This window comes from Lichenicoccus roseus, assembly GCF_005844085.1.
Taxonomy (GTDB): Bacteria; Pseudomonadota; Alphaproteobacteria; order Acetobacterales; family Acetobacteraceae; genus Lichenicoccus; species Lichenicoccus roseus.
In genome coordinates this window covers 276449-298888 of sequence record NZ_VCDI01000005.1, presented here as the reverse complement: position 1 = coordinate 298888, position 22440 = coordinate 276449, and the positions used below count along the sequence as shown (strand labels likewise).

The window sequence follows — 22440 nt, the reverse complement described above, 5'->3', positions numbered from 1 at the left end:
ACCGACATCGCTGGCCTTCCTCTTGCATGCATGAGGGCATCGGAGGAGCCGGCACTGGACCTGCATTTCGTCGAGACACTGGTAAGGCCGGACCGGCGTGCAGCGCTGCCCGAACCGCTCCCGGGGGATGCGTTCGTAGGCGGCGGGAGCTGGCTGTTCTCCGAGCCGCAGACCCGCTTGCGCCGGCTGATCGATCTTGCTTCGTTCGGCTGGACACCGATCGAGCCGCGCCCCGAAGGGCTCGAGATCGCGGCCACCTGCCGGCTCGCCGAACTCGCCGCCTTCGAACCGGTCGCCGGGTGGCCGGCGGCGAGCCTGTTCCGGCCAAGCTGCGACGCCCTGTGGGGCTCGTTCAAGATCCACAACGTCGCCACCGTCGGAGGCAACCTGTGCCTGGGCCTGCCGGCGGCGCCGATGGCGGCCCTTGCCACCGCGCTGCAGGGGGTCTTCCTGGTGTGGCAGCCGGATGGTGGAGACCGTCTCCTGGCCGCCATCGACTTCCTGACCGGGCCGGGCGAGACGGCGCTGCGTCCCGGCGAGATCCTGCGCTCCGTCACGCTGCCCGCCACGGCGCTGCGACGCCGTGCGGCGATCCGGCAGGCCTCGCTGACCAGCCACGGGCGGTCGGCGGCGCTGCTCATCGGCACGTCGGACCCGGGCGGCGCCATGAGCCTGACCGTCACCGCCGCTGTGCGCCGCCCGCTGCGGCTCGACTTCAGGTCGCCGCCGGACGCGGCCGGGCTGCAGGCCGCATTGTCGCAGCGCCTGAATCCGGCGGTCCTGTTCGACGACCTGCATGGCAGCGCCGACTGGAAGCGGCACATGACGCTGCGCCTGGCCGAGGACATCCGGCGGGAGCTTGCCGCTTGAAGTTCGCGCTGAACGGCGCGTCCCGCAGCGTCGAGCCGGCCGCCGGACAATGCCTGCGCACCGTGCTGCGTGGCCTTGGCTGCCACGGGGTGAAGAAGGGCTGCGATGCCGGGGATTGCGGCGCCTGCACCGTGCTGGTCGATGGCGAGGCGGTGCATTCCTGCGTCTATCCGGCGTTCCGCGCGGAGGGCCGCGCCATCACCACCATCGAGGGCCTGGGTGCCGGCGCGGGCGACCTGCATCCGATGCAGCGCGCCTTCCTGGCGGCGGGCGCCTTCCAGTGCGGGTTCTGCACACCCGGCATGATCCTGACCGCGACCGTGCTGGACCCGGCGCAGCGACGTGATCCGGCACAGGCGTTGAAGGGCAATATCTGCCGCTGCACCGGCTATCGCAGTATCCGCGATGCGTTGCTCGACCGGGTGAATATCGACGCCGATGTGCCTGCCTGCGGACGCAGCGTGCCGGCGCCGGCGGCCGTCCCGGTGGTGACCGGGCGCGCCCGCTACACGATGGATTTTCCGGTGGATGGCGAAGCGGGTCCGGCGCCAGGAACGCCGGTGCTGCACTGCCGGCTCCACCGCTCCCCGTACCCGCACGCCCGCATTCGCCGCATCGATAGGACCGCCGCGCTGGCGGTGCCGGGCGTGCGGCTGGTCTTGACGCACGAGGATGTCCCTGCCCGCCTGTTCTCGACCGCGCGCCACGAGAATGCGCACGACGACCCGGACGACACGCGCATGCTCGACGATGTCGTCCGCTTCGTCGGCCAGCGCGTGGCGGCGGTGGTGGCGGATACCGAGCAGGCGGCGGTACGCGCCTGCGCCGTGCTCGATGTCGAGTATGAGTTGCTGCCGGCGCTGCTCGATGCCGAGTGCGCCATGCTGCCGGACGCTCCGATCCTGCATGACAAGCCGGCCGATGCGCGGATCGCGGATTGCAGGCGCAACGTCGTCGCCGAGCTGCATGGCGGGATCGGCGACGTCACCGCCGGACTGGACGCCGCCGATGTCACGGTGGATGTCACCTACCGCTCGCAGCGCCTGCAGCACGCCCATCTGGAGACCCATGCCGCGGTCGCCTGGCAAGACCCCGACGGTGTGCTGACCGTCCGGTCCAGCACGCAGGTGCCGTTCCTGGTGCGCGACGCGTTGTGCACCGTGCTCGACCTGCCGCGCGAGCGGGTACGCGTGCTGTGCGAGCGGGTCGGCGGCGGCTTCGGCGGCAAGCAGGAGATGCTGGTCGAGGATATCGTTGCTTGCGCCGCCTTGCGGCTCGGACGGGCGGTCGGGATCGAGTACTCCCGCGAGGAGGCCTTCATCGGCGCCGCCGGCCGCCATGCCATGCTCGTCCGCGTGCGTCTCGGTGCCACCCGCGACGGCGTGCTGACGGCGATGGCCATGGATGTGCTGTCCGATACCGGCGCATATGGCAATCATGCCCCGGGCGTGCTGTTTCATGGATGCGGGGAAAGCGTCGGCGTCTATCGCTGCGCCAACAAATGGATAGACGGCGTATCGGTCTATACCAACACGCCTCCAGCCGGGGCATTTCGCGGCTACGGGCTCAGCCAGACCAACTACGCCATCGAATCCGCCATGGACGAGCTGGCCGAGGCGCTCGACCTCGATCCAATCCTGTTGCGGGAACAAAACATCGTGCGGCCCGGCGACGCCATGGTCTCGTTCGACAGTGCCGAGCACGATGTGGAATATGGCAGCTATGGCCTGGACCAATGCCTGGCGCTGGTGCGCGGCGCCTTGGACCGCGATGCCGGCCTACAGGCACCGCAAGGCGAGGAGTGGGCGGTCGGCGCCGGCATCGCGCTTGGCATGATCGATACCATTCCGCCGCGTGGTCATCTTTCGCAGGCGCGCGTCTCGTTGGAACCGGACGGTTCTGTCACCCTGCATGTCGGAACTGCCGAATTCGGCAACGGCACCAGCACGGTCCATGTGCAGTTCGCGGCGGCGATCTTGTCGGTGCCGCCGGATCGCATCCACCTGTCACAGTCCGATACCGCGCAGCTTGGCTACGACACCGGCGCGTTCGGCAGCACCGGGACGGTGGTTGCCGGCCTTGCGACGGTGCGCGCCTGCGAGGCCCTGCGCCGCGACCTGGTCGCGGTTGCCGCCATGCGGCTCGGGGTGCCGGAAGCGGATTGCGTGCTGCAGGACGGCGCGGTGCATAGCGGGACGCGGGCGGTCAGCTATGCTGCGCTGGCCGGTGCGGCCGCCGATTCCGATATGACGCTGCAGGGGTTCGGCGAGACCACCGGGTCACCACGGTCGGTGGCCTTCAACGTACAGGGTTTTCGGGTTGCGGTGAATCGCGTCACCGGCGAGTTGCGTATTCTGCACAGCATCCATGCCGCCGATGCGGGCCGCGTCATCAACCCCGCGCAGTGTGTCGGCCAGATCGAGGGCGGTGTGGCGCAGGCGGTGGGTGCGGCGCTGACCGAACGGATGGTGATCGCTCCAGGCGGGGCGATCGCCAACCCGAGCTTCCGAAACTACCACGTGCCCAGGATGGCCGATATTCCACTTACCGAGGTGGTGTTTGCGGATACATTCGACAGGCTCGGGCCATTTGGCGCGAAATCCATGAGCGAGAGCCCGTTCAACCCGGTGGCAGCCGCGCTCGGCAATGCGATCGCCCGGGCGACGGGCACCAGGATCCGGGCGACGCCATTCCGCCCGGACAGCATCTTCCGGCTGCTTGCCCCGGCCTGCCCGTCACGGCCTGACACTGGACCGCCCAGTATCGAGGCCGTGCATCCGGTGACCGATCCATCTGGGGGAATTGCCATCACGCCGACATAAAGCTGTTGTCAGGTTGCAACCTGCTTCAGGGAAACAACGTCAGGCCCGAAATTGATGGACCGGATGGTGTCAAGGCTCTAGATAGCGGCCTGCCTGGGTGGCTCTGGCCTCGCCTGGTAATGGGCTTGTCCGCCTCATTATGAACGTCACTGTACGGACATCACGATTGTTTAGACGCCGGACTCGTTATTTCGAATTCGGGCCGGCGCTCAACTCCAGGATTTCCATTCCGGCACGGCGCGCCCGGCTGTGGGACATCGCCTGGCCTGGATGACGAACAAGCAGCCGCGCCTTGGCTTGGGAAAGAACATATGGATTTGCATGATCTGGCCTGGAAAGCAGCATCGGGACAGCAGGAGGGCAGCTCCCTGCCGCCGCTCGACGGCAGCGTCGAAGCCATGCGGCTCCGCATCCTTGGCAAGCTGATCTACCAGGTCGGTCGCGAACCCCGTACTGCCAGCCCGCGCGATTGGTTCGTGGCGACCGCCTACGCGGTGCGTGATGCCGCGACCAGCAGCTGGTTCGCCGATCGCGCCGCCGAAGGCGAAGGCGGCAAGCGCGTCTACTACCTGTCGCTGGAGTTCCTGATCGGCCGCGTGCTGATGGACACCATCGGCAATCTCGGGCTGACCGGCCAGGTGCGCGAGGCCCTGCAGCAGTGCGGCGTGCAGCTCGACGAGATCGTGCTGGAGGAGCCGGATGCCGCGCTGGGCAATGGCGGCCTCGGCCGGCTGGCGGCCTGCTTCATGGAGAGCATGTCCACCCTCAAGATCCCGGCCTACGGCTACGGCATCCGCTACGAGCACGGCCTGTTCCGCCAGGTGATCGAGCAGGGGTTGCAGCGCGAGCTGCCGGAGACCTGGCTGGCGCATGGCAACCCGTGGGAGTTCCCGCGCGCCACCTTCTACCCGGTCGACTTCGGCGGCTCGGTGACCGGCGAGCCCGGGCATGAGCCGACCGGCCCGCATGTCTGGACCCCGGACGAGACCATCCACGCCGTCGCCTACGACACTCCGGTGGTCGGTGCCGGTGGCCAGCACACCAACACGCTTCGGCTGTGGGCGGCACGTGCTCCCGAGCCGCTGCAGCTCGACGCCTTCAACCGCGGCGACCATGTCGGCGCGCTGCGCGACCGGGTGAAGACCGAGGCCATCAGCCGCGTGCTGTATCCCGGCGACGAGAGCTCGGCGGGCCAGGAGCTGCGCCTGCGCCAGGAGTATTTCTTCGCCTCGGCCTCCCTGCAGGACCTGCTGTCGCGGCACCTGGTCGAATTCGGTACGCTGGACACCCTGCCCGACAAGGCGGCGATCCAGCTCAACGACACCCACCCGGCGATCGCTATCATCGAGATGATGCGCCTGCTGGTCGACGTACACCGGCTGGACTTCGACCGTGCCTGGACGATCACCAACGAGACCTTCAGCTACACCAACCACACCCTGCTGCCCGAGGCGCTGGAGACGTGGCCGGTGGCGCTGATGGAGCGGCTGCTGCCGCGCCACATGCAGCTGATCTACCTGATCAACATGCGTCACATGCAGGCGGCGCGCGATAAGGGCGCCGATCACCGGGTGCTGGCCGAGCTCTCCCTGGTCGACGAGCTGCACGGCCGCCGGGTGCGGATGGGCCATCTGAGCTTCCTCGGCTGCCATGCCATCAACGGCGTCTCGGCGCTGCATTCCGACCTGGTGCGCAGCCGGCTGTTCCAGGACATGGACCAGCTCTACCCGGGACGCATCAGCAACAAGACCAATGGCATCACCTTCCGCCGCTGGCTGCATCGCGCCAATCCGGGGCTGACCCGGTTGCTGGTGGAGACGCTGGGCGACGGCATCCTGAGCGACCCGCTCCAGATGGGGCGGCTCGCCGACCATGCCGACGATCCGGCGCTGCAGGCAGCCTTCGCCGCCGAACGACTGGCCTGCAAGCAGCGGCTGGCAATAGTGATCCGGGAGCGCACCGGCATCGTGGTCGATCCGGCCAGCCTGTTCGATGTGCAGGTAAAGCGTATCCACGAGTACAAGCGCCAACTGCTCAACATCGTGCAGGCGATCGCGCACTACCGGGCGATCCTGGCAGATCCGGGGCGCCACTGGGTGCCGCGCGTCAAGATCTTCGCCGGCAAGGCAGCCCCGGGCTATGTCCGCGCCAAGGAGATCATCCGCCTGGTGCACGACGTGGCACAGATGGTGAACAATGATCCGGTGGTCGGCGATCGGCTGAAGATCGTGTACATGCCGAACTATAATGTGAGCCTGGCCGAGCAGATCGTCCCGGCGGCCGACCTGTCCGAGCAGATCTCCACCGCCGGCATGGAGGCATCCGGCACCGGCAACATGAAGCTGGCACTGAACGGCGCGCTTACCATCGGCACGCTGGATGGCGCCAACATCGAGATCCGCGACTTCGTGGGTGCCGAGAACATCTTCATCTTCGGCCTGACCGCTTCCGAGGTCGCAGCGCAGTCGGCCACCGGCCTCGACAGCCACCACGCCGTCCGCGCCAATCCGGTATTGTCCGAGGTGTTCGACATGATCACCTCCGGCCAGTTCAGCCCGGAAGAGCCGCACCGTTACCGTAACCTGATCGACGGTACGCAATCGTACGATCGCTTCATGCTTGCCGCCGACTTCGACAGCTACGCGGCGGCGCAGGCCGAGGTGGATGCGTTCTGGCAGCAGCCCGCCCGCTGGTGGCGGATGGCCATGCTGAATACCGCCCGCCTCGGCTGGTTCTCCTCCGACCGCTCGATCCGGGAGTATGCGGAGTCGATCTGGCGGGTTCCCGTCATGCAACCCTGAGGCTAGGCTCCGGGTTGGAGATGGTCGATCCGGTCCCTGGCCCGGACCGGCCGACTCTCTGACCCGCGCCCGCCCACCCGGCGCAGGCCCGACTGTTGGATCCAAGTCGAGCTGCAAGAACAAAAAGTTCAACCCGGGGGACGCTCATGATCAATCCGACACAGAACAATGCCGCGCTGTCGCGTAGCGCCATGGCCTATGTGCTGGCTGGCGGTCGCGGCAGCCGGCTTCTCGACCTGACCGATCGACGTGCCAAGCCTGCCGTCTATTTCGGCGGCAAGATGCGGATCATCGACTTCGCGTTGTCGAATGCGCTCAATTCCGGCATTCGACGCATCGGCGTCGCCACCCAGTACAAGGCGCACTCGCTGATCCGGCACCTGCAGCGGGGCTGGAACTTCTTCCGGCCGGAGCGCAACGAGAGCTTCGACATCCTGCCGGCCAGCCAGCGCGTTTCGGAGCATGGCTGGTACTCCGGCACTGCCGATGCGGTCTACCAGAACCTCGACATCATCGAGAGCTACGCGCCGCGCTTCATGGTCATCCTGGCCGGCGACCATGTCTACAAGCAGGATTACGAGCTCATGCTGCAGCAGCATGTCTCGTCGAATGCCGATGTCACGGTCGGCTGCGTCGAGGTGCCGCGCGAGGAGGCCAGCGCCTTCGGTGTCATGCATGTCGACACAGAGGACCGCATCATCTCGTTCCTGGAGAAGCCGAAGGATCCGCCGGGGATGCCGGACCGGCCCGACCTCGCGCTGGCCAGCATGGGCATCTACGTCTTCAACTCGACGTTCCTGTTCGACCAGCTGCGCCGGGACGCCCAGACCCCGGGCAGCGACCATGATTTCGGCAAGGACATCATTCCCTACATCGTGAAGCACGGCAAAGCTGTCGCACACCGCTTCTCAACCTCCTGCGTCACCGCCAATGCGGAAGCCGAGCCCTACTGGCGCGACGCCGGCACCGTCGATGCCTACTGGCAGGCCAACATCGACCTGTGCGACCCGCTGCCGGCGCTCGACCTGTATGACCACGAGTGGCCGATCTGGACCTATGGCGAGGTCGTGCCGCCGGCCAAGTTCGTGCACGACGACGATGACCGCCGCGGCCAAGCGACCGACAGCCTGGTGTCCGGTGGCTGCATCATCAGCGGCAGCCATCTGCGCCGTTCGCTGCTGTTCACCGGCGTGCACGTGCACTCTTACGGCAAGATCGAGAATGCGGTGATCCTGCCCTACGTGGATGTCGCCCGTGGTGCCCGGCTGCGCAACGTGGTGATCGACAGCCGGGTGCGTATCCCGGAGGGGCTTGTGGTGGGCGAGGATCCCGAGCTCGACGAGGCGCGCTTCACCCGCTCTGCCAAGGGGGTCTGCCTCATCACCCAGCCGATGATCGATCGCCTCGGGCTCTAGGAGGGGAGGCGGACATGGCCGAGCTCAACAAGGTCGCGCTGTTCAGCAAGGAATACCCGCCGACCATCTACGGCGGCGCCGGCGTGCATGTCGAATATCTCAGCCGGGCGTTGGCGCGGCTGATCAAGGTCGAGGTGCGCGCGTTCGGCGACCAGCGTATCGATACCGGTCCGCTGACCGTCAAGGGATACGAGCAGTGGGACGAGACGGCCCGCAACACCGACCCGCGTTATGTCGGTGCCGTCGATGCGCTGGCCCGCTCCATCGTGATGGCCAAGGATCGTCTCGACGCCGACCTGGTGCATTGCCACACCTGGTACACCGACATGGCCGGACTGCTCGCCAAGAAGCTGTGGGGCGTGCCGTTCGTGCTGACCATCCATTCGCTGGAGCCGCTGCGGCCATGGAAGGTCGAGCAACTTGGCAACGGCTATCATCTGAGTGCCTGGATGGAGCGCATCTCGATCGAGGCGGCGGATGCGGTCATCGCCGTTTCACGTGAGACACGGGACGACGTACTGCGATTGTTCGATGTGGCACCCGAGAAGGTCCATGTCATCCATAACGGGATCGATCCGGAGGAGTATCAGCCGAGCGCGGACCGGAACATTCTCGTCAAGCACGGCATCGATCCCGACCGGCCCTACGTCCTGTTCGTCGGCCGCATCACCCGGCAGAAGGGTATCATCCACCTGGTGAATGCGATCCCGGAGATCGATCCGGATCTCCAGGTGGTGCTGTGCGCCGGCGCGCCGGATACCCCTGAGATCGGCCAGGAGATGCGCGAGGGTGTGGCCAAGGTCGCCGAGGGAAGACCAGGCGTGATCTGGATCCGCGAGATGCTCCCACGAGCGGAAACCATCAAGCTCTATGCTCAGGCGGCGATCTTCTGCTGCCCGTCGGTCTACGAGCCGTTCGGAATAATCAATCTCGAGGCAATGGCGTGCGAAACCGCGGTGGTTGCGTCGGCGGTCGGCGGCATTCCGGAAGTGGTGGTGCCGGGCGAGACCGGCGTCCTTGTCGATGTCGGTCTGCAACCCGGCACGTTCGAGCCGGCCGATCCGGCGGCGTTCTCGGCCCGGTTGGCGAGCGCGATCAACGAGCTTGCCCGCGACCCCGAACGTCGCGAACGGCTCGGCAAGAACGGCCGCCGTCGCGTGGTGGAGCATTTCAGCTGGGACGCCATCGCCCATACCACCCTCGACCTGTACCGGTCGCTGGTGGAGCGGGAATGAGTCGTCTCAGGTAATGACGGTCGGTTTGTCGCGGCCGGTGTTCGCCCTTATGCCGGCCACCTGCTCGGCAATCTCGATGAGCTGGGCAAGCGCTTCGGCGACCGGCCGGTCCTGCCCCGCAGGATCCGCCTCGAAACATTCCAGATAGACGCGGAGCGTAGCGCCCGCAGTACCGGTGCCGGACAAGCGGAACACGATGCGCGAACGGTTCTCGAACAGGATGCGTATGCCCTGCCGGGTGCTCACCGATCCATCGACCGGGTCGATATAGGAGAAGTCGTCGGCCCCACCAACGGTGAGAGCACCGAACTGCCGGCCCGCCAGCCTGGGCAGCTGCTCGCGCAGGCCGTCCATCAACGCATTGGCGCCCTTGGTCTCGACCTCCTCGTAATCATGCCGCGCGTAGTAGTTGCGGCCGTGGATCCGCCAATGCTCGTGCACGATCTCCTGCACGGTCTGCTTGCGTACGGCGAGGATGTTGAGCCAGAGCAGGATCGCCCACAGCCCGTCCTTCTCTCGGACATGATTGGAGCCGGTTCCGGCGCTCTCCTCGCCGCAGATCGTCGCTAGATCCGCATCGAGCAGGTTGCCGAAGAACTTCCAGCCGGTCGGGGTCTCGTAGCAGGGAATGCCGAGCCGCTCGGCGACCCGATCGGCCGCGGCGCTGGTCGGCATCGAGCGGGCGATGCCTTTCAGGCCCCCCTTGTAGGCGGGTGCGAGATGCGCGTTGGCGGCGAGCACCGCCAGGCTGTCGGACGGGGTGACAAATATTCCCCGCCCGATGATCAGGTTGCGGTCGCCGTCGCCGTCGGAGGCGGCACCGAGGTCCGGCGCGTCCGGCCCCATCATCAGGTCGAACAGGTCGGCGGCATACACCATGTTCGGATCGGGATGGTGGCCGCCAAAGTCCGGCGACGGTACGCCGTTCATCACGGTGCCCGCCGGGGCGCCAAGCTCCTGCTCCAGGATCTTGTGCGCATACGGCCCGGTGACCGCGTGCATCGAATCCATGCGGATGCGCAAGCCACCGGCGATTGCCGCGCGAATTGCCTCGAAGTCGAACAGCGAGCGCATCAGCTCGAGGTAATCCGAGACGGGATCGATGATCTCGCAGACAGCGCCACCAACCTCGACGGTGCCGACTTCGTCCAGCTTCACCGGCGGCGTGTCCAGTGTACGATACTGCTCGATGGTGCGGGTGTGGGCGTAGATCGCCTCGGTGATCTTCTCCGGTGCGGGGCCGCCGTTGCCGATATTGTACTTGATGCCGAAATCGCCGTCCGGGCCGCCCGGGTTGTGCGAGGCGGACAGGATGATGCCGCCGTACGCCTGGTGCTTGCGGATCACGCAGGACGCGGCCGGGGTCGAGAGCAGGCCGCCCTGGCCGACCAAGATGCGCCCGAAGCCGTTGGCGGCGGCCATGCGGATGATGGTCTGGATCGCCTCGGCGTTGTGGTAACGGCCGTCGCCGCCGACCACCAGCATCTTGCCTTCGTAGCCGCTCAGGCTGCCGAAGATCGACTGCACGAAGTTCTCGAGATAGTTCGGCTGCTGGAATACCGGCACCCGCTTGCGCAGGCCGGACGTGCCGGGCTTCTGGTCGTCGAACGGCCTGGTCGACACGATCATTTCCATTGGATGCTCCCTACGGCCTCTCTGGGCGGTTGCCGAATGCTAGCCCGCCGCCTGGCCATCCGGAAGGCCGGCAACCGCTCACGGCTGGGACAGCAGCGCTTGCGCGGTGGCTTCGTCGGTGACCAGGCTGGTGATGTAGCCGCCCGCCAGCACCGCCCGGATCGGCAGCACCTTGTCCGGCCCGGCAGCGACGCAGAGCCGGTCCGGGACGGCGCGGATCGCGTCCGGGGTGATGCCGATCAGCCGGTCGTCGAAGCTGCACGGGACCAGCCGCCCCTTGGCGTCGATGAAGCGGCCTGCCAGGCTGGCGACGGCGCCCCGCGCGATCGCGGGATTGGCTTCACGGGCGGTGAGCAGGTAGCCGCCATCGGAGGCGATGCTGATGCTCTGCATGCTGCCGACGCCGAAGACGATCCTGTTGCAGGCTGCGATGATGCGGAACTGTTCGATCAGGGCCGGTTCCGCCATCAGCACCGCCTTCACCTCGGGGCGCGACACGATGCCCGGCGCGTGCAGGTAGATGCAGCGGCCACGAACCCGGCCGGCAAGGGTCGAGGTGCAGAGTTCTGCGGTGAAGCGCTCGCTGCCGACCGCGCTGCCCATCACCTGCACCACCGACATGCCGGGCCGGTCCACCTGCGGCATCGCTTCCGCCAAGGCGGAGACGGTGCGCCCCCACGCCACGCCGAGCACGTCGTCGGGGCGCAACTGCCCGGCGAGCAGGCGCGCGCCGGCATGGCCGATCCGCTCATGCAGTGTGCGGCGCCCGTCGACGCCCGGCACCACCAGGCACTCCGCGATGCCGTAGCGGGCCGTCACCGCCTGTGACAGCTCGACCGTCTGCAGGTGCCGCGGCGCCACCGCGATGGTCACCACGCCGGTATCGCGTGCGGTCTGCAGCAGGTTGTTGACGCTGGCGCGCGAGATGCCGAGCCGCTGTGCGATGTCGTTCTGGGTGAGGCCTTCCTCGTAGTAGAGCCATGCCGACCAGACCACCGGATCGCCACCGAACTCAACCGGAACCCGCCGTTCCTGGACGGCCCCGTGCCGCCGACCTCCCATCCCCGATCCACCCCTGCCGCAACATTATTGTCGTTGTTCAGAGCAGTTTGACATTTGTAAGCCCGCAGCGATAGCGTCCCGTCCGAAGCCGGCGAGAGCAATTCGGCAGGAGGGGAGACGGGCTTCATGTCAGACGCATCCGGCCGACCCGCGACCACCGATGGTAGCGCAAGCATCGGCCGGCCGGCTATCGAGTGCCGGTCGTTGTCGAAGGGCTTCGACGGCGTCCCGGTGCTGCGCGGCGTTTCGGTCAGCTTCATGCCGGGCAGCGTCAACGTGCTGGCCGGCGAGAACGGCGCCGGCAAATCGACCCTGTTCAAACTGATCTCCGGCCAGCTCACGCCGGATGGCGGCGAATTGTGGCTGGAGGGCGAGCGGGTCCGCCGGTTCGATCCGAAGCTCGCGCAGGCACGGGGGGTGTCGATCATCCCGCAGGAACTGGCGCCGATCCCGGAGATGCGCCTTTGGCAGAACCTGCTGATCGGGCACGAGACCACCGGGCTGTTCGGCCTGGTCAGGCGGCGCGCGATGATCGAGCAGGCGCGGACCATGCTGGAGGGCGTCGGGCTCGATATCGACCCGACCGTCACCATGCACACGCTCGGCGTGGCCGCGACGCAGATGGTCGAGCTGCTGAAGGCGACCTCGTGGGACAGCCGCATCGTGCTGATGGACGAGCCGTCGTCGGCGCTGTCGTCACGCGAGACCGAGCAGCTGTTCCGGGTGATCGCGATGCTGCGTGGCCGTGGCGCGTGCATCCTCTATACCAGCCATCGGATGGAGGAGATCGAGGCAATCTCCGACACCGTGGCGATCATGCGTGACGGCGCCATCATCAACCACAAGCCAACCCGCGAGCTGACCGAGCGGCAGATCATCGCCGACATGGTCGGCCGCGAAATCACCGAGCTGTTTCCCGACCGCATGCTCGGTGCCGGCACCCACGAGCCGGTGCTTGAGGTGCGCGACCTGCGTGTGTCGGGCTACGACAACCCGGTCTCGTTCACCCTGCATGCCGGCGAGATACTCGGTTTCGGCGGCCTGGTCGGCGCCGGACGCAGCGAGATGCTGGAGGCGATCTACGGCCTGCGTCCGGCGACCGGCAGCGTCACCCTCAACGGCGAGGCGCTGCCGCTGGGACATATGCGAAATTCCATCCGGCGCGGCATCGCCATGGTGCCGGAGGACCGCAAGCTGGCCGGCGTGCTGACGTCGCTATCGATCATGGACAACCTCACCCTGCCGCACCTCGACAGCTTTACCGGCGCGGCCGGCTTCATCGACAACGGCGCCCGGCGCGAGCGCTCGCTGGATGTGCTGAAGCGCACGCGAGTGGCGTACGCTACCCTTGGGCAGCGGGTCGGGCATCTCTCCGGCGGCAACCAGCAGAAGGTGGCCCTGGCGCGCTGGCTGGTCACCGAACGGCCGAAGGTGCTGATCCTCGACGAGCCGACGCGCGGCATCGACGTCGGCGCGCGCAGCGAGCTGTATCGGCTGATCAACGACCTTGCCGCGCAGGGCGTCGCCATCCTGCTGGCTTCGTCCGACATGCCGGAACTGATCAATCTCAGCCACCGCGTGCTGGTCATGCGCGGCGGCGGCATCATGGGCGAGCTTGGCCGCGACGAGCTCGACCAGGAAACCATCCTGCGCCTCGCCATGGGCCGCACGACGGATGATGCGCATTCCAAGGATACGGTCGATGTCGCACACCACTGAAACCGTCGCCTTCGCGCCGCCGCAGCGCCTCGATGCGCGGCGGATCGGCCGCTTCGCGCTGCGCTACTCGCTGGTCATCATCCTGGCGATCTTTCTCGTCACGCTGGCCATCTCGAACCGGTCGTTCCTGACCGTCTCGAACATGAACGTCATCCTGATCCAGGTCGCGGCCAACGCGCTGCTCGCGACCGGGGCAACCTTCGTGATCCTGACTGGCGGTATCGACCTTTCGGTCGGCAGCATCGTCGGCCTCGCCGGCGTGACCGCCGCCCTGTTCGCGCAGAACGACGGCGCGCTGACCTGTACCGAGGCCGTCGGTCTTGGCGTCCTGGCGGGGGCTGCGATCGGCGCATTCAACGGATTGCTGGTGGCGTTCGCCAAGGTGCCGCCGTTCGTCGCCACGCTCGGCAACATGACGGTCGCCTCCGGCCTCGCCTTCGTGTTCAGCGACGGCCAGCCGATCTCCGGGCTGTCCGACCAGTTCCTGGCGCTGAGCGGCAATATCGGCGGCGTCTCGATCCCGGTGGTGGTGATGATCGTGGCGGTGGCGATCTCGTGGGTGATACTCGCGCGCACCCGCTTCGGCATGCATATCTATGCGGTCGGCGGCAACGCGCATGCGGCCCGGGTCGCCGGCGTCGGCCTGACCGGCGTGCGATTCGCGGTCTACACCATCTCCGGCGCGCTTGCCGGAATCGCCGGCGTGCTGCTGGCGGCACGCGCGACCGCCGGCATCGCCAATACCGGCACCGGCTACGAGCTGAACGCGATCGCGGCGGCGGTGATCGGCGGCATCAGTCTGATGGGCGGGCGCGGCTCGCTGCTCGGCACCATCTTCGGCTTCCTGATCATCGGCGTGCTGGATAACGGGCTCAACATCATCAACGTCTCACCCTTCTACCAGCTCATCGTGAAGGGCCTGATCATCATCGGCGCCGTGTTCGTGGACAGCATCACGCACCGCACCGAAGACTGACTACAGAACAAGAACCGAAAGGGATCACGAACATGGCCAAGACTGCTTTGCGAACAATTCTGCTCGGATGCGCCGCGGCGCTCGGGTTGGCGGCGAGCCGGCCCGCGCTGGCCGACAAGGCGCATCCGGTGATCGGCTTCACCGTGTACGACATGAGCTCGTTCATCGCGCTCGGCAAGTCGGGCGCCCAGACGGTGGCGGACGCCAACGGCGCCAAGCTGCTGTGGGGCTCGGCGCACATGGACGTCAACACGCAGATCTCGCAGATCCAGCAGTTCATCAACCAGAAGGTCGATGCCATCGTCATCGCCGCGGTGAATTCCTCCACGCTCGGTCCGCAGGTCGAGGCGGCGAAGGCGGCCGGCATTCCGGTCATCATCACCAACCTGACCGTCAGCGACGCGGTGATGAAGAATGCGGTGTCCTATGTCGGCCCCGATGACGTGAAGGCCGGCGAGAACGAGGCGATCCACGTGATGGACGCGATCGGCCACAAGGGCGGCGTGGTGGTGCTGCAGGGTCCGCTCGGGCAGTCCGGCGAGATCGACCGCACCAAGGGCATCAAGAACATCCTGGCCAAGAACCCGGACGTGAAGCTGCTGGCGATCCAGCCGGCGAACTGGAAGCGCACCGAAGCCTACAGCGTGGCGCAGGATTTCCTGTCGCGCTACGGCAGCCAGATCAGCGCGTTCATTCCCGAGAACGACGACATGGCGATCGGCGCCATCCAGGCGCTGCGCGAGAAGGGCCTGGCCGGCAAGATCCCCGTGGTCGGCACCGACGGCATCAAGGACGGCATGCGGGCGGTGCGCGCCGGCACCGAGCTCGAGACCAACCTGCAGGACGCGCTGCTGGAACTCGGCATGGCGATGCAGGTGGCGATCGACCAGGTGCAGGGCCGCCAGGTGCCGAAGCTCGCCATGTTCATCATGCCGCAGATCACCAAGGACAATGTCGGCCACTACTACGACCAGATGTATGTGCATCCGGACAAGTTCACCCAGGACCTGCCGGCGCTGATCAAGAAGAACCTCGCCGCCGGCACCTACGCCGACCAGTAGGACCGTTCACCCAGGCGTTCGACGTCGCCGGCCTTCGGGCGGGCGGCGTCGAACCGCGTTCAGTGTCCTGGGTTCCAGAATCATGCAGGCGGTCGTATTGGCGACAGCGACCGCCTCCGATCGCGTCCCCGCACTGGAACCGCATGAGCATCCCCACCGATCACCCGTTCGCTTTCGACCCGACCTACGGCTACGGGCTCGCCGAGCTTCGCGCCATGCGTCCGCCGCCGCCGCCGCCCGGCTTCGATGCCTTCTGGCAGGCGCGCTACGCCCGGGCGCTCGCCGTCGATCCGCAGCCGGTGCTGACTACGAGCGCATCCACCCATCCGGACTGGCAGGTGCACGACATCGCCTTCCGCTCGACCGGCGGCTTTTTGATCGGCGGCTGGCTGCTGCTGCCGCGATCGGGTGTGGTGAAGCGTGGCCTGGTGGTCGGGCATGGCTATGGTGGCCGCGAGCAGCCGGATTTCGACATCCCGGTCGAGGACACGGCGGTGCTGTTTCCCTGCTTCCGGGGCATCTCGCGCAGCGCCTGCGCAGCGATCTCAAGCGAGCCGTACTGGCACGTCCTGCACGATATCGACGATCCCGACCGCTACATCCTCGGCGGCTGCGTCGAGGATCTCTGGGTCGCGGTCTCGGTGCTGGCCGGGCTGCATCCTGGCCTCGACGGCCGCATCGGCTATAGCGGCATCAGCTTCGGTGGCGGCATCGGGGCAATAGGGATCGCATTCGACCGCCGTATCGATTGCGGCCACCTGGTGGTGCCGACCTTCGGCAACATGCCGGTCTGGCTGAGCCTGCCGACCGTCGGCAGCGGGGCGTCGGTGCAGGCCTACCGGAAGACCCATCCCGAGGTGCGGGAGATGCTGCGCCTGTTCGACTCCGCGACGGCGGCGACCAGGATCGAGATACAAATGCTGTTCGCGGTGGCCCGTTTCGATCCGGCCGTGGCGCCGCCTTGCCAGTTCTCGGTGGCCAATGCGGCTTCGGGCGCCAGGCATCATGAAACCTTTACGCTCGATGCCGGCCACTTCGACTACCCTGGAATGACGGAGCAGCAGGCGCTGCTGTCGGAGCGGGTCAGGCATCTATTCCGGGTGAGATGAGGCGCGACTATCATCGCTGGCACAGTCCCCGACTGCATCGGGACATGGAGCTGCTGGTCTTCGGCCATGCCGGAGCGAAGGTGCTGATGTTCCCGACGAGGGACGGGCATTTCTGGGAATACGAGAAGCTCGGCGTGGTCGCGAGCCTCGCGGACAAGATCGAGGCCGGGCACCTGCAACTCTGGTGCATCGAGGGCCTGGCGCGGGAGACCTTCTATAACGACGCCAGCCATCCGTCCGACCGCATACGACGCCATGTCGCCTACGAGGAGTATATCCTCAACGAGGTGATGCCGCTGATGGCGCGGCTGAACTGGAACGACTGCACCATCGCGATGGGATGCAGCCTTGGCGCCTTCCAGGCAGCCAGCCTCGCCTTCCGGCATCCGCATCTGTTCCGCAAGCTGGTCGCGTTTTCCGGACGTTACGACCTGACGATGCGGGTCGAGCATTTCGACGATCTGTTCGGCGGCTACTATGCCGAGGACATCTATTTCCACACGCCGACGCACTTCCTGCCCGGCCTTGCCTGCGGATGGCGGCTGGAGCATCTGCGCCGGCTCGACATCGTCCTGACCATCGGCAAGGAGGACCCGTTCCTCGACAACAACCGCCACTTCAGTCGCCTGCTGGGCGAGAAGGGCGTCGGACACCAGCTGCACTGCTGGGACGGCCGCGCCCATCGCGCCGCCGCCTGGCGGCAGATGGCGGCGCTGTACGTCTGAGCCGTCGCTACGCTTGATCCTGTAGCAACCCCCGCGTTGCAAGGTTGCGCATCAACGCGCCGATGCCGAAATCCCATATCGGCGCCTCGTCGCTGTAGGTAACCACATTGACCAACCGCCCGAGTGTATGTGCCGCGATCTCGACGCGGTCGCCCTGCTTGTGGGTGAAGCCCTGTCCGGGATGGTCGCGGTCCTGCGTCGGCGCGAACAGGGTGCCGAGGAACAGCACCATGCCGTCTGGATACTGGTGATGCCGGCCCAATGACTGCGAAACTAGGTCGAGCGGATCGCGGCTAATCTCGCGCATCGAGCTGCTGCCGTTCAGGGCATAGCCATCGTCGCGCCCGGTCACCGTCAGCTCCAGCTCCAGCCGGCGCACGTCGTCGATGCCGAAGGCCGCATCGAACAGCCGGATGAACGGGCCGATCGCGCAGGACGCATTGTTGTCCTTCGCCTTGCCGAGCAGCAGCGCGCTGCGGCCCTCGATGTCGCGCAGGTTGACGTCGTTGCCCAGCGTCGCCCCGCGCACCTCACCGCGGGAATTCACGGCCAGCACCACTTCCGGTTCCGGGTTGTTCCACGACGAGGCGCGCAGCACGCCGATCTCGGCGCCGAACCCGACCGAGGACAGCACCGGCGCCTTGGTGAACACTTCCGCGTCCGGACCGATGCCGACCTCGAGATACTGCGACCAGTAGCCGCCCTCGATCAGCACCTGCTTGACCCGAGCCGCTTCCGTTGAGCCCGCCTTGACCTCGCCCAGCGCCCCGCCGATGGCCGCACTCACCTTCTCGCGTATGGCGGCCGCCTCGCGATAGTCGCCCTTGGCGCGCTCCTCGATGACGCGTTCCAGCATGGAGCGCGCGAAGGTCACGCCGCAGGCCTTCACCGCCTGCAGGTCGCACGGCGCCAGCAGATGCGGCCGGTCGGCGCGCCGGGCCAGGCTGTCGGCGATCACCTCGGCCAGCGGATAAGACCGCACGGCCTGGACGGCGGCGATCCGGGCCGCCGGATCGGCGTGCTCCAGCAGGTCGGACACCGTGGGGCCGGCCTCGGTGACATCGACCAGCACGTCGCCACGGAGCTGCACCAGGCATGGACCGCCGAGGGATGGATCGAACAGCCGCCCGAGCAGGCTGGCATGGCGGAAATCGCGCGGCAGGATATCGTGCGGTGTCATGATGTCTCCGGGCCCGGCCGACCGGGGGATGATGTCGGGGCGGGATACTGGCAGCTTGGGACGATGATGGAAGCCTTCGACGTCGTGATCATCGGCGCCGGCGCCGCCGGGTTGATGTGCGCGATCAGTGCCGGCCGGCGTGGACGCAGGGTCCTGGTGCTCGACCATGCCGACAGCCCTGGGAAAAAGATCCTGATCTCCGGCGGCGGGCGCTGCAACTTCACCAACCGGGAGGTGCGGGCGGAGAATTTCCTCTCCGGCAACCGGCATTTCGCCCGCTCGGCGCTGGCCCGCTACCGCCCGGAGGATTTCATCGCCCTGCTGCAGCGGCACGGCATCGCCTGGCACGAGAAGACACTCGGGCAGCTGTTCTGCGACGGCTCGGCGCGGCAGGTGGTGGCGATGCTGCTGGCCGAGTGCGAGGCGGCGGGCGTCACGCTGCGCTGCAACTGCCCGGTCACCGATATCGGCCGCAGCGACCGGTTCCGCATCGAGACCGCTACCGGCAGCGTGACCGCAAGTTCGCTGGTGCTGGCCACCGGCGGCCTGTCGATCCCGAAGATGGGCGCCACCGGGTTCGCGCACGAGGTGGCGGCGCGGTTCGACCTCGCCCTGACGCCGATCCGCCCGGCGCTGGTGCCGCTGACCTTCGGCGGCGAGGACGGGGCGGTCATGCACGCGCTCAGCGGCGTTGCGCTGCCGGTGGCGGCGACGTACGGCCGCACCCGCTTCAAGGAGGCGCTGCTGTTCACCCATCGCGGCCTGTCCGGCCCGGCCATCCTGCAGATCTCGTCCTATTGGCGCGAGGGCGAGCCGATCGCTCTCGAACTGCTGCCGGACGCCACCCGCCTGCTGCTGGAACGCAAGCGGGCGCGTCCGCGGGCCGAGGCGCGCACGGTGCTCGGCGAGCTGCTGCCGACGCGGCTGGCGCAGGCGCTCGCCGAGCGCCACTTGCCGTCGCAGGAGATCGGCAACATCCCCGACCGTCCGCTGCGTCAGCTCGGCGACCTGCTCGGCGGGTGGCGGCTGACCCCGAGCGGCACCGAGGGCTATGCCAAGGCGGAGGTGACCGGCGGCGGCATCGACACCACCGGCCTGTCGTCGCGCACCATGGAGTCCACCACGGTGCCCGGCCTGTTCGCCATCGGCGAGGCGGTCGACGTCACCGGCTGGCTCGGCGGCTATAATTTCCAGTGGGCCTGGGCGAGCGGCTGGGTCGCCGGCGAGGCGGCATAGGGGCGGTCGGTGGCCTCCACCCTGCCGGGCGCGTATAGAAATCCGATCGATGGCGGAGACGGCGATGATGCGGAAATACATCCTGATGGCGGCCTGCGCGGTCGCCTGTCTTACCCATCAGGCGGTCGCCGCCCCGCAATCGGACAGCTTCCTGCAGCACGCGGTGGACGCACCGACACGCACCGACAAGTTCAAGGCGCGCGATGCCGCACGCCATCCGGTGCAGGAACTCGCCTTCTTCGGCGTGCGGCCGCGCTCGACGGTGGTGGAGATCTGGCCGGGCGGCGGCTACTGGACGCAGATCCTGGCGCCGGCGCTTTACGCGCACGGCACCTACTACGCGGCCTTCGGCGGTCCGGACGGGGACAAGGACGAGGCGCATTTCGCGATGTCGCCGGCATTCCGGCAGATGCTCGACCAGCATCCGGAAATCTACGGCCGGGTGAAGCCGACCGTGTTCGGCGCGCATCATCCCGAGCTGGCGCCGCCCGGCAGCGCCGACTTCGTGCTGACCTTCCGCAACCTGCACAACTGGATGGCCGCCGGCGACGCCCCGAAACTGCTCGCGGCAATCCATCGTGCCCTGAAGCCCGGCGGCGTGCTCGGCATCGAGGAGCATCGCGGCAACACCCGCACGCCGCAGGATCCGCAGGCCGAAAGCGGCTATGTGCGGCAGGATTATGCGACGGCCCTGATCGAGAAGGCCGGGTTCAAGCTGGTCGGCAGTTCCGAGGTCGACGCCAATCCGCGCGACACCGCGGACTGGCCGAAAGGCGTCTGGACGCTGCCCCCGGTGCTGGCGATGGGGCAGGTCGATCGCGCGAAATACCAGGCGATCGGGGAAGCCGATAATTTCGTCCTGAAGTTCAGGAAGATCGGCGGCTGAACCGGTTCCTGGCCGAGGATACGCGGCTGGGCCGGAGGATCGCTGATCAGCGCGACAGCACCTGCGTCCCCTCGGCACGGACGGCCTCGAGCTTGTTCGGATCGAGGCCAAGGGCCGCAAGGATGGTCGGTGCGATCTGCGTCGTGTTGGTCAGCGCCTCCACGATCTGAGGCTTGATGTCCGGGGCGGACAGCAGCAGCGCGACATTGCGGTCGTCGTCCGAGAAGCCGCCATGCTCGGCAAGCTTGCTGCCGCCGGTGCAGATCACGCCGTGGTCGGTGACTGCGATGAAGTCGGGCACCCGGCTGTTCTTGAACGGGTCGCCGTAGAGCGCGGTCAGCGAGGTCCGGTCCAGCAGTTCGGCGATATGCAGCTGCGCGGAATGCGCCAGCAGATAGGACTTCGCGGCGGAATAGTTTGCCTTCTGCAGCGATGGGTCGAGCCAGACGAGGCCTTCGTCGTCGCAGATCTCGAAGCCGTGGCTGCCATAGCCCGGAACCGCCTGGAACGGCGCATCGCTGATCGCGACGCGATCCTTCAAATCGATCGGCGACTGGCCATGCTTGGCGCTGACGATGACCAGGGTGGACTTGTCCAGTCCCTGCCTGGTCAGCTCCTGCCGGAACCTGCCGAGTGCATCATCGACGAATTGCAGCTGCACGGTGAGCGCGGTGCCGGGGGTCGCGTTGCTGTCCAGGTAGCCGCCGGTCAGGGTCGGCGTCTGGACGTCGGCGTCTCCCGCGCGGGCGAGCTTCTGGCCCACGCTGACCGCCTGGAAATTCATGCCGAAGATCGCCGGTGCGCCGGCCAGTTTTGCGGTGCCGGTGCTGTTCAGCCCGTCGATCCAGTTCAGCACTGCCTGCACCTTCAGGCTGTCATAGGTGCGCACGCCCGTGTAGCTGGTGGTGTAGTCGTCGCCGGTGGCGGCCCCCTGGTCGATTGTATCCTGCGCATTGATCTCCGGCGCGAACAGCTCGTCGAGGCCCTTGCCGGACGGGCCGCTCAGATCCTCGTAGGCCGGGTGCTTGTCGGACCAGGCGGTGTAGAGACCGGCGGCCTTGATGATCTCGAAGATCGTGTTGGTCCGTACATATTGATGCGGATAGACCGGGACGCATTTCCCGCCGACCAGGTGCCGCTGCATGTTGTTCGGATCGAGCTGGGTGTAGACCTTCCCGAGCGTTCCGCCAGCGGTATAGTCGGTGACCAGCGCGGTGGCGAAATCATAGGTCTTGTCCAGCTCTTCGAAGTTGGTGACTTCGGTGCCGGCGCCGCCGGTGCAGCCGGGATCGGTCTTGCCCTGGCTCAGGTAGCTGTTGACCGAGGGATATTCGCGACGGTCGTAGCTGTCGTCGTAGAACAGGCCGCCGGTCTTCGGCGTCGCCCCGGTGACCTGCGCCAGCATGCCGGGATAGCTGTCCGACGGTGCGGTCGTGAAGGCGTTCGGATACACGATGCCGGTGCCGGCCAGCGCCGCGAAGTTGCCGGTCGGGTGTGCCTGGATCCAGTTGGCGAGATCGACAGCGTGCATGCCGTCGACGCTGATCAGCAGCACATGCTTGTAGCCGGAGGACGTGGCGGGCGTTGCGGCATCTGCCTGCGCTGCCGCAGCAAGGGCAGCGCAGGCAGCGCTGGCCAGCAAGGTCTTGCGGAACAGGTTCATCTCGACGGTCCCCAGGTGTTTTTCTGGGCGGGATTATCCTTCGGG

At 67.1% G+C, this 22440-nt stretch carries 16 protein-coding genes; 12 read left to right on the top strand and 4 right to left on the bottom strand.

Annotated elements, in window-relative coordinates; all coding sequences use genetic code 11:
* Positions 1-30: 30 nt before the first annotated feature.
* The 5 genes from FE263_RS15460 to glgA all read left to right on the top strand — a co-directional run bounded on the left by FE263_RS15460 (position 31) and on the right by glgA (position 9143).
* Positions 31-870, top strand: a complete 840-nt coding sequence (locus tag FE263_RS15460; protein WP_205880398.1) for an FAD binding domain-containing protein — start codon at positions 31-33, stop codon at positions 868-870.
* Positions 867-3692: a molybdopterin-dependent oxidoreductase gene (locus FE263_RS15455; protein WP_138326920.1), complete on the top strand. Its 2826-nt coding sequence runs from the start codon at positions 867-869 to the stop codon at positions 3690-3692. The genes FE263_RS15460 and FE263_RS15455 overlap by 4 nt, the downstream gene beginning before the upstream one ends.
* A 311-nt stretch (positions 3693-4003) precedes the next feature.
* On the top strand, positions 4004-6493 hold the full coding sequence (locus tag FE263_RS15450) for a glycogen/starch/alpha-glucan phosphorylase (RefSeq protein WP_138326919.1): 2490 nt from the start codon (positions 4004-4006) through the stop codon (positions 6491-6493).
* A gap of 146 nt (positions 6494-6639) precedes the next feature.
* Positions 6640-7908 (top strand): glucose-1-phosphate adenylyltransferase, encoded by a 1269-nt coding sequence (glgC, locus tag FE263_RS15445; RefSeq protein ID WP_138326918.1) that lies wholly within the window; start codon positions 6640-6642, stop codon positions 7906-7908.
* Between the two features lie 14 nt (positions 7909-7922).
* Positions 7923-9143 (top strand): glycogen synthase, encoded by a 1221-nt coding sequence (glgA, locus tag FE263_RS15440; protein ID WP_138326917.1) that lies wholly within the window; start codon positions 7923-7925, stop codon positions 9141-9143.
* A 6-nt stretch (positions 9144-9149) separates the two neighbouring features.
* On the opposite strand, the gene FE263_RS15435 is transcribed toward glgA, so the two are convergent.
* Positions 9150-10778 carry an alpha-D-glucose phosphate-specific phosphoglucomutase gene (locus FE263_RS15435; protein WP_138326916.1) on the bottom strand — a complete coding sequence of 543 codons (1629 nt, stop codon included), beginning with the start codon at positions 10776-10778 and terminating at the stop codon, positions 9150-9152.
* A gap of 78 nt (positions 10779-10856) precedes the next feature.
* A complete protein-coding gene (locus tag FE263_RS15430) occupies positions 10857-11840 on the bottom strand; it encodes a sugar-binding transcriptional regulator (protein ID WP_138326915.1) in 984 nt (327 codons plus the stop codon).
* A gap of 126 nt (positions 11841-11966) precedes the next feature.
* Between FE263_RS15430 and FE263_RS15425 the strand changes: the two genes are divergently transcribed.
* From FE263_RS15425 to FE263_RS15405, 5 genes are all read left to right on the top strand, one after another.
* Entirely contained in the window at positions 11967-13559 is a 1593-nt protein-coding gene (locus FE263_RS15425; protein ID WP_138326914.1) for a sugar ABC transporter ATP-binding protein, read from the top strand.
* Entirely contained in the window at positions 13543-14535 is a 993-nt protein-coding gene (locus tag FE263_RS15420; protein ID WP_171034129.1) for an ABC transporter permease, read from the top strand. Before FE263_RS15425 ends, FE263_RS15420 begins: the two co-directional genes overlap by 17 nt.
* A 32-nt stretch (positions 14536-14567) precedes the next feature.
* Positions 14568-15596, top strand: a complete 1029-nt coding sequence (locus FE263_RS15415; protein WP_138326912.1) for a substrate-binding domain-containing protein — start codon at positions 14568-14570, stop codon at positions 15594-15596.
* A gap of 143 nt (positions 15597-15739) precedes the next feature.
* Positions 15740-16705 carry an acetylxylan esterase gene (locus tag FE263_RS15410; protein ID WP_138326911.1) on the top strand — a complete coding sequence of 322 codons (966 nt, stop codon included), beginning with the start codon at positions 15740-15742 and terminating at the stop codon, positions 16703-16705.
* Between the two features lie 44 nt (positions 16706-16749).
* A complete protein-coding gene (locus FE263_RS15405; RefSeq protein ID WP_205880397.1) occupies positions 16750-17430 on the top strand; it encodes an esterase family protein in 681 nt (226 codons plus the stop codon).
* Between the two features lie 7 nt (positions 17431-17437).
* Here FE263_RS15405 and FE263_RS15400 read toward each other — a convergent pair whose 3' ends face one another.
* Positions 17438-18610, bottom strand: coding sequence for a fumarylacetoacetate hydrolase family protein (locus tag FE263_RS15400; protein WP_138326909.1), 1173 nt, complete (start codon positions 18608-18610; stop codon positions 17438-17440).
* Positions 18611-18676: 66 nt separating this feature from the next.
* On the opposite strand from FE263_RS15400, the gene FE263_RS15395 reads away from it, so the two are divergent.
* On the top strand, positions 18677-19846 hold the full coding sequence (locus tag FE263_RS15395) for a BaiN/RdsA family NAD(P)/FAD-dependent oxidoreductase (protein ID WP_138327006.1): 1170 nt from the start codon (positions 18677-18679) through the stop codon (positions 19844-19846).
* A 64-nt stretch (positions 19847-19910) separates the two neighbouring features.
* Positions 19911-20732, top strand: a complete 822-nt coding sequence (locus tag FE263_RS15390) for a class I SAM-dependent methyltransferase (RefSeq protein WP_240759706.1) — start codon at positions 19911-19913, stop codon at positions 20730-20732.
* A gap of 46 nt (positions 20733-20778) precedes the next feature.
* Here FE263_RS15390 and FE263_RS15385 read toward each other — a convergent pair whose 3' ends face one another.
* A complete protein-coding gene (locus tag FE263_RS15385; RefSeq protein ID WP_138326908.1) occupies positions 20779-22395 on the bottom strand; it encodes an alkaline phosphatase family protein in 1617 nt (538 codons plus the stop codon).
* Between the last annotated feature and the right edge of the window lie 45 nt (positions 22396-22440).